The 11,485-nt window shown below is 62.2% G+C and carries 9 protein-coding genes; 6 read left to right on the top strand and 3 right to left on the bottom strand.

All coding sequences use genetic code 11. The features are described from left to right. Positions 1-23: 23 nt before the first annotated feature. Positions 24-1,370: a glutamine synthetase family protein gene (locus ACT3TS_RS18995; protein WP_444533096.1), complete on the bottom strand. Its 1,347-nt coding sequence runs from the start codon at positions 1,368-1,370 to the stop codon at positions 24-26. A gap of 346 nt (positions 1,371-1,716) precedes the next feature. Between ACT3TS_RS18995 and ACT3TS_RS18990 the strand changes: the two genes are divergently transcribed. Both ACT3TS_RS18990 and panB read left to right on the top strand, forming a co-directional pair. Continuing rightward, on the top strand, positions 1,717-3,114 hold the full coding sequence (locus tag ACT3TS_RS18990; RefSeq protein ID WP_444533095.1) for an IS1380 family transposase: 1,398 nt from the start codon (positions 1,717-1,719) through the stop codon (positions 3,112-3,114). Positions 3,115-3,278: 164 nt separating this feature from the next. Continuing rightward, a complete protein-coding gene (gene panB / locus ACT3TS_RS18985; RefSeq protein WP_444533094.1) occupies positions 3,279-4,205 on the top strand; it encodes a 3-methyl-2-oxobutanoate hydroxymethyltransferase in 927 nt (308 codons plus the stop codon). Between the two features lie 96 nt (positions 4,206-4,301). Here the strand turns inward: panB and ACT3TS_RS18980 are convergent, their stop codons facing one another. After that, the gene (locus ACT3TS_RS18980) at positions 4,302-4,472 is read right to left on the bottom strand and encodes an SPOR domain-containing protein (protein WP_444533093.1); all 171 of its coding nucleotides are present in this window, start codon (positions 4,470-4,472) and stop codon (positions 4,302-4,304) included. A 153-nt stretch (positions 4,473-4,625) separates the two neighbouring features. Between ACT3TS_RS18980 and map the strand changes: the two genes are divergently transcribed. From map to ACT3TS_RS18960, 4 genes are all read left to right on the top strand, one after another. After that, positions 4,626-5,504 (top strand): type I methionyl aminopeptidase, encoded by an 879-nt coding sequence (map, locus tag ACT3TS_RS18975; protein ID WP_444533092.1) that lies wholly within the window; start codon positions 4,626-4,628, stop codon positions 5,502-5,504. A 102-nt stretch (positions 5,505-5,606) separates the two neighbouring features. Then, the gene (ppgK, locus tag ACT3TS_RS18970) at positions 5,607-6,401 is read left to right on the top strand and encodes a polyphosphate--glucose phosphotransferase (RefSeq protein ID WP_444533091.1); all 795 of its coding nucleotides are present in this window, start codon (positions 5,607-5,609) and stop codon (positions 6,399-6,401) included. A 5-nt stretch (positions 6,402-6,406) separates the two neighbouring features. Further along, positions 6,407-7,165, top strand: coding sequence for an SDR family oxidoreductase (locus ACT3TS_RS18965; protein WP_444533090.1), 759 nt, complete (start codon positions 6,407-6,409; stop codon positions 7,163-7,165). A 672-nt stretch (positions 7,166-7,837) separates the two neighbouring features. Next, entirely contained in the window at positions 7,838-10,459 is a 2,622-nt protein-coding gene (locus ACT3TS_RS18960) for a DUF222 domain-containing protein (RefSeq protein WP_444533089.1), read from the top strand. 276 nt (positions 10,460-10,735) lie between these two features. Here ACT3TS_RS18960 and ACT3TS_RS18955 read toward each other — a convergent pair whose 3' ends face one another. Next, on the bottom strand, positions 10,736-11,314 hold the full coding sequence (locus tag ACT3TS_RS18955) for a helix-turn-helix domain-containing protein (RefSeq protein ID WP_444533088.1): 579 nt from the start codon (positions 11,312-11,314) through the stop codon (positions 10,736-10,738). Between the last annotated feature and the right edge of the window lie 171 nt (positions 11,315-11,485).

Below are 11,485 nucleotides of genomic sequence, written 5' to 3'. Positions count from 1 at the left end.
GGTTATCGAACTCATGGCTGTTTTTAGAGCACTCCCAGGTAGCGGCTGAGCTCGTATGGAGTGACTTGGAGCCGGTAGTCCTGCCATTCGGCCCGCTTGTTGCGCAGGAAGTTTTCAAAGACCTGCTCGCCAAGGATCTGCGGCATGAGTTCGGACTCCTCCATTTGGCGCACGGCATCGTGGAGGCTCGACGGCAGCGGATCGTGCCCCATGGCCCGGCGTTCGGCGCTCGTCAGGGCGCTGATGTCCTCGCCTGCCGCGGGCGGGAGTTCGTACTCCTCCTCGATGCCCTTCAAGCCTGCGCCCAACAGCACCGAATAGGCCAGATACGGGTTTGCGGCCGAGTCAATGCCGCGGTATTCCAGCCTCGAGGCCTGTCCCTTGCCCGGCTTGTACAATGGCACCCGCACCAGGGCTGAGCGGTTGTTGTGGCCCCACGACAGGTAGCTGGGGGCTTCTCCCCCGCCCCACAACCGCTTGTACGAGTTGACGAACTGGTTCGTGACTGCCGTGAACTCAGGGGCGTGCTTGAGGATTCCGGCCATGAACTGCCGCGCAGTTTTTGACATCTGGTACTCGGCACCTGGTTCGTGGAACGCGTTGGAGTCGCCTTGAAACAAGGAAAAGTGGGTGTGCATCCCCGAACCGGGGTGGTCCGAGAACGGTTTGGGCATGAACGTGGCGTAGGTTCCCTGCTGGATGGCCACCTCACGGATCACCGTCCGGAACGTCATGATGTTGTCGGCCGTCTGCAGCGCGTCCGCATAGCGCAGGTCGATCTCGTTTTGGCCGGGTCCGCCTTCATGGTGGCTGAACTCAACCGAGATGCCGACGTCTTCAAGCATGGTGACAGCCGTGCGCCGGAAGTCCTGTGCGACGCCGCCGGGCACGTGGTCAAAGTAGCCGGCCTGGTCAACGGGGACCGGGATGCCGTCGGGGCCGGGCTTGTCCGACTTGAGCAGGTAAAACTCAATCTCGGGGTGGGTGTAGCAAGTGAAGCCCATGTCGGCTGCCTTCTCCAGCGTCCGTTTAAGGACGTTGCGCGGATCGGCAGCGGAGGGTTCGCCGTCGGGGGTCAGAATGTCGCAGAACATGCGTGAAGTTTGCTCCGTATGGCCGTTGCCGCGCCAAGGCAGGATCTGGAAAGTCGAAGGGTCCGGCTGCGCCAGCATGTCGGACTCGAAAACCCTGGCCAGGCCTTCAATGGCGGACCCGTCAAAACCCAGCCCTTCTTCAAAGGCACCTTCAACCTCAGCCGGGGCGAGTGCCACCGACTTCAGGCTGCCCACGACGTCGGTGAACCACAGGCGCACAAACCGCACGTCTCGCTCTTCAATGGTTCGCAACACAAATTCTTGTTGACGGTTCATGTACGGGCCTCTTCCTATGACACCCCGCCCCTGGCACCAATGGTGGGCGGGCAGCGGGCGGGTTTGCGGGCAGGTGTGTTCCCTGCAGTGTTTACTCTACTAGCGGGGCGGGCGTGCACACCTCCTGCGGTGCGGTGTTGGTGGCAGGAAATGAGTTTTTCGCGGAACCGCACCGGCAGGACCGCGCCGCTGCTGGCCCGCGTCCGGCCGCGACTCGTAATAAGCCTTGATCCACCGATGAAATTCGGGGGTTGCTCGGCGGTTTAAACACGAAATGCCCGTCTTTTAGGGGAAAATATGGCTTACCACAGTCAAATTTTCATACCCAAAAGAGGACATCTCGTAGATGCTAGTTTCCCATACCCGCGCGGCCGTGTCAGTTTCCTTTGACGAGGAGAACCTCGTGTCGCCCGTAGGGCTGGTGCCGGTGATGCGTTTGGCCGAGGACGCGGGCCTGCATTCCCTGGCTGATGAGTGGTTGTCCGTGCCGACGGACAAGGGAGCAAACGCCGGGTTGAAGGTTGCGGCCCTGGTGGCGGGCATGGTCGCTGGCGCGGACAGTATTGATGACATGGCTGTGTTGCGCCACGGCGGGATGAAGAAAGCCTTCACAGGGTGTTATGCCCCGTCAACACTGGGCTCGTTCCTGCGGTCCTTCACCTTCGGGCACGTGAAACAGCTCGATGCTGTTGCCTCCCGGTTCCTGGTCAACCTAGCCCGGACGGTGCCCTTGTTCGGGGCGCCGTCCGGGGACGCAGAGTTCGTTTTCGTTGATGTTGACGACACGATCATCGAAGTTCACGGGCATCTGAAGCAGGGCTCCGGGTATGGCTATTCCAAGGTCCGTGGCCTGAACGCCGTCCTGGCGACCGCGTCGAGGGAAGACACCGCCCCGGTCATCATTGGCCAGCGCCTGCGCAAAGGGGCTGCGAACTCCGCCCGCGGCGCGAACAAGTTCGTCACCGAAGCCCTGGGGACGCTCAAACGCACCGGAGTCACCGGCCCGGTGGTGTGTCGCTTTGATTCGGCCTACTACGGGCACCCCACCATCAGCGCAGCACTGGCCGGTGGGGCCGATGTCACGGTCACGGTGCCGATGAACAAGGCCGTCAAACGCACCATCACCCAGATTCCCGAGGATGCGTGGACGCCGATCAAATACACCAACGCCATCTACGACGAAGACACCCAAGCGTGGGTGTCAGTAGCTGAAGTCGCGGAGATCCCATTCACCGCGTTCTCTTCCAAGAAGAAAGCCGAGCAGGTTCCCGGGCGCCTGGTCGTGCGCCGCATCCCGGAGTTGAACCCGAAAGCCATCCCGGGGCAGCCAACACTCTTTGAAGCGTACCGCTTCCATTCCTTCTTCACCACCATTGATGGAGCAACTTTAGACGCTGTTGCTGCCGACAAAGTTCATCGCAAGCATGCCAGGATCGAACAGGTAAACGCCGATTTGAAGGACAGCGCCCTGGCCCACTTGCCCTCGGGGAAGTTCGCCGCGAACTCGGCGTGGCTGGTCGCCGCAGTCATGGCCTACAACCTCACCCGCACCGCCGGAGTCCTCGCCGCTGGCCAGTTCGCCAAGGCCCGCACGGGCACGATCCGCCGCAAAATCATCAATGTCCCGGCCCGGATAGCCTCCAGTGCCCGACGCCAACAGTTCCACCTGCCAGAGTCCTGGCCATGGCAAGAAGCCTGGGAGAACCTCTTCACCGCCACCCACGCACCACCACAAACCGCATAAAACCCGTCAACCAAGCCAACCCCGGCGCGACCCAAGGAACCAAAAGTGGAACACAACCGGCAGAAAGGCCGGCCCCTCGCCCTGCACAAAAACACCAAACCACCCAAATCTGGGAATCAGTCAGACCCCAGACCGGATCGGTGGATCAAGGATAAGCTGGGGGCATGGCACCCACAAGCACCCCTGATTCCGCTGCGTCCGAAGCAACTGAGCTGGCAGCTCCCTACGGCAACGGCGCCGCGACCGCCCCGACGACTGGCCGGGCCCCCGGCACGGCATCCGGCATCCCCGCCACTGCCCCCAAGGTTCGCATCCACCACTTGCAAGCTGCCAAGCGGGCGGGCGAAAAGTTCGCCATGCTCACCGCCTACGACCAGTACACGGCCCAAATTTTTGACGAAGCCGGCATTGAGGTGCTGTTGATCGGTGACTCGGCGTCCAACAACGTCCTGGGCAACGAAACGTCGCTGCCCATCACGCTGGATGAAATGATCATCCTGTCCCGCGCCGTGACAGCCGGTTCCAAGCGGGCATTGATCGTGGCCGACCTCCCCTTCGGCAGCTATGAACAGTCCCCCGAACAGGCCATTGCGTCCTCGGTGCGACTTATGAAGGAGGGTCTGGTGCACGCCGTCAAGATGGAGGGCGGCGCCTACTACGCCCCCACGGTGCGCGCACTGACTCAGGCCGGCATCCCCGTCATGGCCCACATCGGCTTCACCCCGCAAAGCGAGCACGCATTGGGCGGCTACCGGGTTCAAGGCCGCGGCGAGATGGCGAAGGCCTTGATCGACGACGCCGTCGCGTTGGCTGATGCCGGAGCGTTCTGTGTTCTGATGGAAATGGTTCCGGCTGACACGGCCGCCGCCGTGGATGCGGCGGTTGCAGTGCCCACCGTGGGCATTGGTGCCGGAAATTCCACGACCGGCCAGGTGTTGGTGTGGCAGGACATGGCCGGGCTGCGCACGGGAAAGATGGCCAAGTTCGTCAAGCAGTACGCCCAAATGCGCACCGTCTTGGCCGACGCCGCCAAGGAGTATGCCGACGAGGTCCGCTCGGGCGTGTTCCCGGGCCCGGAGCACACTTTCTAGCTCTACCTAGCTCGACGAACGGGCAGCAGGGTCCGATGTTGCCCTCGCAACACCGGACCCCGCCGCCCACTCACACTGCCCAGTTAAATGAAGCGGCTATACGTCGTCTTCGTCCAGCGCATCGGCAGTCTCGTTGCGTTCCTGGACCTTCGCCAGCGCCTGCTCGGCTTCCCCGCGGGTTTCGTAGGGGCCAATCAATGACTTCCACCCCGACTGGGCATCCTTTTCCACTGCATGGGTTTCCACGTTGTACCAATACTGGGCCATGGTGCTCTCCATCTCTGTCTGGGATCTGTGTTGTGGGTTCTGCGTTGTGGGACCTGCGTTGTGCGTTGTGTCCAACATTTGTCATCTTAGGCCGAACTGCCGCACTTGCCACCGGCACCACTGCCGCCGGAGAAAAACTTATAGGATGGTCCCATGTCTTCCACAGCAACCACGGCCCCCGTCGGCAAGCTCGTTCCCGGCACCATCAGCCCCGAACTGCCGGTCCCGCTCTCCATCCCCCGCCCCGAATACGTGGGCAAGGCGGGCCCTGCCCCCTTCAAGGGTTCAGAGGTAAAGGACGCCGAAACACTGGAGAAAATCCGCATTTCCTCGAAGATTGCCGCCCAGGCCATTGTCGAAGTGGGCAAGCACATTGTCCCCGGCGTCACGACGGACGCCCTGGACCGGATCGGCCACGAGTTCCTGCTTGACCACAAGGCCTACCCCTCAACACTGGGTTACCGCGGCTTCCGCAAGTCCTTGTGCTCCTCCATCAACGAGGTCATTTGCCACGGCATCCCCGACAGCACGGTGGTTGAAGACGGGGACATCATCAACATCGACATCACCGCGTTCAAGAACGGCGTCCACGGTGACACCAACTGGACGTTCCCTGTGGGCGACGTCGATGAAGAATCCCGCCTGCTCGTTGAGCGCACGCAGGAATCACTGAACCGTGCCATCCGCGCAGTGGCACCCGGCCGGCAGATCAACGTCATCGGCCGCACCATCGCCTCCTATGCCAAGCGATTCGGCTACGGCGTGGTGCGCGACTTCACCGGCCACGGCGTGGGCGAGGCCTTCCACACCGGGCTGATTATTCCGCATTATGACGCCGCACCGGCCTACAGCACTGTGCTGGAAGAGGGAATGGTGTTTACTATCGAACCTATGCTTACCCTGGGCAGCATTGAATGGGACATGTGGAGCGATGACTGGACGGTCGTCACCCGCGACCGCAAGCGCACGGCCCAGTTTGAACACACCATGGTGGTCACCGCCACCGGCGCCGAAGTGCTGACCCTGCCTTAGTTTTTAGCCTTTTCACTGCCTTCGACTCGGCGCAACAGCGCCCGGCAGACCGTCACCACCTGTCCTGTCATGTCCTGAAAACTTTCTACCTCTGGAGCCTGTATGTCTAAGAAGCACTCACCCGCCACCACTGTCATTGGTATTGATATTGGCGGCACCGGGATCAAGGGCGGCATTGTCGACCTGGAAACCGGCACCGTTTTAGGCGAACGCTTCAGGATCCCCACCCCGACGCCGTCGACCCCCCAGGCCGTTGCCAAGGTAGTCAAGGCGGTCGTTGATGAGTTGTCGACCCGCTCCAACGCCCCCAGCGACGACGCGCCCGTCGGCATCACCTTTCCCGCCATCATCTCCCACGGCGTGGCCCGTTCGGCAGCCAATGTGGACGAGTCGTGGATCGATGCCGACGTCGACGAAATCTTCACCAAGGAAATCGGCCGCGACGTCCAGGTCATGAACGACGCCGATGCCGCCGGCTTGGCCGAGGCCCGCTACGGTGCGGGGCAGGGTGTCAAGGGCACGGTTCTTGTGATCACCCTGGGCACCGGCATCGGTTCGGCGTTCATCTATGACGGCAAACTGGTTCCCAACGTTGAGCTGGGCCATCTGGAACTGGACGGCTTCGATGCCGAGACGAAGGCCTCCGCCAGTGCGCGGGAGCGTGACGAGCTCAGCTGGGATGAATACGCTGTCCGGTTGCAGCGCTACTTCTCGCACGTCGAGTTCCTGTTCTCACCGGAGCTGTTCATCATTGGCGGCGGCATCTCCAAGCGCAGCGAGGACTACCTGCCCCAGCTGAAACTGCGCACCAAGATCATCACCGCAGAGTTGAAAAACAACGCAGGAATTGTTGGCGGAGCGCTGCAGGCCGCAGTCCACTTCAAGCTCACCAAGTAGCTGCCGTGACGACCCCCAAACGGGGTGTTGCGGTTGTCACGGGCGCAAGCCGTGGCATTGGTGCGGCCACCGCCACGTTGGCTGCCAAGGCCGGCTACGCCGTCGTCGTCAACTACTCGGTGGATGCAAGCGGTGCTGACGACGTCGTGCGGCAGATACTCGGCGACGGCGGAATTGCCGTTGCCGTCCAGGCAGACGTCAGTGCCGCCATTGACGTTGGGCGCCTCTTCGATGCCGCCGCAGCACTGGGCACCGTGACTGCGGTGGTCAACAACGCCGGCATCACCGGAAACTTGATTGGCCCGCTTGTGGACGTTCCACCCCAGACGCTTCAACGGGTGCTGGACGTCAACGTGGCCGGTGTGCTGTTCATGTGTCAGGAAGCCCAGCGCCGCATGTCCACCAATTCCGGCGGTCAGGGTGGCGGGATTGTGAACATCTCCTCAACTGCCGTCAAGGCCGGATCCCCGGGAACTTGGGTGCACTACGCCGCATCAAAGGGCGCCGTCGATGTCCTGACCGTGGGTTTCTCCGCTGAGGTTGCGGGGGATGGCATTCGGGTCAATGCTGTGTCCCCCGGCAGCACGTTGACCGGGCTGCACGCCGCCGCAGGCATGCCGGACCGTGTGCAGCAGCTCAACCATCTCATCCCGCTGGGCAGGGGCGCCGAGCCGGAGGAAGTTGCCGCGGCTGTAATGTGGCTCCTCAGCGATGATGCCTCCTATGTAACAGGCGTTGTTCTGCCGGTGGCCGGCGGGCGCTAGCGCAACAGGTTCTGACCCACGACACGTCAGGTCGGCATACCCAGTTCAACAGCCGAGTGTCTCGTGTCGCATCGTCGTTGAATGAGCATTTAAATCCATGCAGCACACTCACTCGGCGACTCAGGGACGAACTGATCCTGACCGGCGATGAACGCGATCAGCTGTCCCTATGGCTTCGCGGACGCAAGCCCTCCTTCGCCCTGGCGCTGCGTTCGCGGATGGTACTGGCCGAAGCCTTGAGGATGGCTGTTCGCCGCATTGAACGTCGTTGGCTGGGGTGTGAACGCCTCCACTCTTTCTCCCGCGCCGTACGTGTGCACCGTTCCCGTGCGCCGTTCGTATGCGCCGGTCCGTGGAGCTCAAGAAGCTACTGGGCAAGATCGGCAAGCAAGCCCCGGCCGAACTCGACGCATATATCGCGTGCGGCAATTGCGGGACGTCCAAGAGACCGACCAGCGTGTACCGGCCTCCCGGAAACCCGTGGTTCACGATGTTGTTCATGCAGTTCCTCCGTCCTGGATCACACAAGTCCAGCGACTGTTCGCCGAGGAGATCAGTGCGTCACTGGGACGATTATGGGCAGGAATCCGGGCCGCGGGGGTTCTAGAAAATATTTTTAGGTATTTGTGGATAGTAGTGTTGCTATCCAGATGAATCAGTTATGATTGTGGTATGGGTAGTTCAGTGAATTTCCCGGTTGGCCGGGATGGTTCATCCACCACATTGAGTGTGGCGGACCTGATTGCTGGACTTGCTCTTCCTTCCATTGAACCCCTTGGCACTGACATTGCTGCGATGGCCGGGTTGCCCGACCTGCCGGTTCCCGATCCCCGCCACTGCGGCCCCCGTCGCGGCGCTGCTGACACTGCTCAGCCCGCCGCTGCTGAAGCTGTTGACGCCGCCGGTACTGGTGTTGGCCCATCTGCTGGTGCTGGTGATTCCATTGGTTCGGCTGGTGTTGTGGAGTCCCGTTTGGAGGGGGCGCGGGCGTTGATGGATGGTTGCACGGACGCGATCGCGGCGTTGCATAAGCATCAGAATCAGTGCGCGGCTCTGGCTGCTGTGTTGATTGCCCGTCTGGAGTCCACGGCCGTTCTTGAGGGCGGCATTCTTGCTGTTGATTCCTGGCAGTACGATATCTCGCTGATGTCGATGCGGGCTGACTTGGCCGGGATCTTGTCGGTCTCCGAGGGCGTGGCCGGGCAGTTGATTCTGCACGCGGGCACGCTCGTGAACTATTTACCGGCCACGATGGAGTCCTTGAGCAGTGGCGAGTTGGGGTGGGACTACGCGGTCATCATCGCCGAAGAAACGAGTCTGCTGCGTGAAGCAGGCCTGGCCCAGGAAACTGTTGATGCTTTTGAGCAGGTCTTGCTCGGCAAAGCTGCCGGCGCCACGCTGCCGAGCTTCAGGGAAAAGGCCCGGCGCCGCCGTGAACGGTTCTACCCGGAAACAATCACCCCCAAGACGCGGCGTGAGTATAGCCAGCGGCGCTTGGGTGTTTCCCGTGCCCGGGACGGGATGTCGTGGCTGAGCCTGTATGCACCAGCACCGACCGTGGAGGCTATCTGGGCTCAATGCACTCTGACGGCCCAGGCAGCCCAGGGACCCCACGAGGAACGGACCCTGACCCAGCTCAGGGCTGATGTCGCCGCGGCCCTGCTACTGAACCAGACCATGGCCGAAAACCAGATCTACGCCCCCACCCAACCCAACACCACCAATACCGCCGGCACCACTGACGGCACCACCAATGCCGCCACCACCGCCGCTCAGGGTGCCGCCACTGATGGCACACCTGCCGGTACCGCCGCTGGTGATGCTCAGGGTCCGTGGTTCGCGCCAGTGGACCCGGCTGCCGACGGGGTTCCTCTGGACCCCGGACCGGAACCAGAGCCAGACCCGACCCCGGAGCCCGTCCCGATCCGTGATCGTGGCCCGGACTGGGACTATGTAGCCCGGCGGGACCGTGGTGTCGTGGATGTTCCTGACAGGTGGGTGCCTGTCTTTGACGACCCGGACTATTCCGATCCCGGCTTCAAGGACCCCGATATCCGTATCGGTCCTGATGGGGACCCCACAGCCATACCGCCAACCCTCACCCCAGCCCCATCAAGCGCCGACAACGCAATCACGACCGCCGACAGCGCCAGTAGCAGTGCGAACTTGGGCTCAATTACTGGTGGTGAGGAGACAACTGCGAGCAACACCATCGGAACCGGTGCCAATGTCGGCACCAGCACCAACAACGGTGCCGATGCCAAGACCGACACAAGCCCCAGCACCAACACCACCGGAACTGGTGCCAGCACTGGTTTCAGTGTCACTGGGGGTGGTGCTTGTGTGGTGGGGCCGGTGTGGCCGCCGATGCCGCAGGTGACACCGGTGTTGTTGATTCCTGCGTTGTCGTTGTTGGGGGCCACGAATGAGCCGGCGTGGTTGGAAGGTTATGGTCCGCTGAGCATGGAAGTCGCCCGGCACTTGGCGGCAGGGGCGCCGTCGTTGTTGCGGGTGTTGGTTGATCCGATCAGCAATGAACCTCTCGATGTGGCTCCGCAACGCTACCGGATCAGCCAAGCGATGCGCACGTTGCTGCAGATCAGGGACGAGTACTGCCAGTTCCCGGGGTGCTTGGCGAAAGCGACGAACTGCGAGATCGACCACATCAAAAAATTCGAGCACGGCGGCCTGTCCATCTACGACAACCTCGAAACACTGTGTCATCGCCATCATCTGCTGAAGCATTTCAAGGACGACAGGACCCGCACCGGTGAATGCCGCACCGACCAAAGCCCGGAACGTGAAGCAGTACGCCTGCGTGGCTGGACCCCGGCCATGGTCGCCGGACGGGTTGCCTGGACCTCACCAACGGGGCGGTACTACCCGCCCGAGGTCGGCGATACGCAACCACCGGTCTACCCGGAATGGCTGAAGACACTCATCAACAAAACCCTCGGACAACCAGACACCCACGACAACCCCAACCAAAACACCACTGCTGACCCCGCGAGAACTGACCCCCAAACGGCTGACCCCGAAAGCGCTGCCGAGGTCCAAGACCCGCAGGATCCTCAAGAGCCTCAGGACTTCCAAGACTTCGAGGACTCCAGGGACTTCTTGGACTTCGTAGTCCTGGACGAGGACGACATCCCGGGCATGGAACAAGACGACAACCCCTACGCAAGCCCCCTGCCAGTACCGCCACCAGGCACCTTCCCCACCGACGAGGAACAAGCGGCCCTCGACAAAGAAACCCTCGCCAACTACCTCGTCAGCCACCCAGACAGGCCGTAGCCGTAGCCTCGATCATGCTTCCCTGAGTTTCACGTGAAACTTGAGCTCTCGAAGTATCCGCTCCAAACGAGTGCTGATTCGCACTCGGGCTACTCGCAGATATGCCTCACTTGCCTCCACGAACAGATGCCGTGGCGTTACCGAGCGCTCTGTTTGACGATGACGGCGGCGCCTTGGATGACGATGGGATAGGCGGGTTTCGTCATCATCGTGACGCGGCCGTCGGCATGGTGACGCCTGTTCCAGACCACAGCAAAGCGCGGTCTACTCGATTTTTCAGGTGCGCAGCGGTGAGCTCAGCAGTTCACCTCGTGTGAAGAGCCCGATCGACGACCAAGGGGGCAAATCGTCGTCCACGCGCTGCTCGTAGGACAGTGTGGCGCCGGCCAAAATATTCAAACTCCATCCGAGCAAGCTTGGCCACTGTTTAGGGCGGACCAGGATGTCGGGGTCGTGGCGGAACGCGCGCTGTTTCACCTGTTTGTACAGCCAGTAGGTGTGTGCTTCCGGCACCCGGCGAAACCAGCGACGCACCGTCGGGAGGGGCCGGCCCATGTGGGCTGCGATCGTTCGGTACCCGCCGCCTGCAGCCTTGGCCGCCAGCGCGATCCTGATGGCCTCGAGGGTATCGGCCCGGTGCACGGCCCACGCGACCGGCAGCAGGGCCTGGGTGCGTCCGCAGCCGGCGCAATGGGCACGCCGTGGTTGCACTGTCAGCCGCGCATGATCCAAGCCCCGCACCGTGCGGGTGCGGGTGTACCCGTGGGGGCGCAGCTGCGCCGAACAATCCGGGCAGGGTATCTCGCCCGCCAGCAGTGCCGCCGCTGTCCGATCGGGGCCGCCCACGATCATCATCGAGTCCGCTCCTGCTCCTGTGCCGAATGCTCACGTCGAGGACCCTTGTCCATCATGTCCGCTCTTGGGTTGGGGCCACTTGGTGTGGATCAATGATCGCCCGGAACGGAAAAGCACATCACCACTGGCTGGCCGGTCAGTATCACCTTGACGACATGGCCACTGCGAGAA

The sequence above is a fragment of the Specibacter sp. AOP5-B1-6 genome (genome assembly GCF_052376555.1).
In the GTDB taxonomy this organism is placed as follows: domain Bacteria; phylum Actinomycetota; class Actinomycetes; order Actinomycetales; family Micrococcaceae; genus Specibacter.
This window is presented reverse-complemented; position numbering and strand designations above follow the sequence as displayed.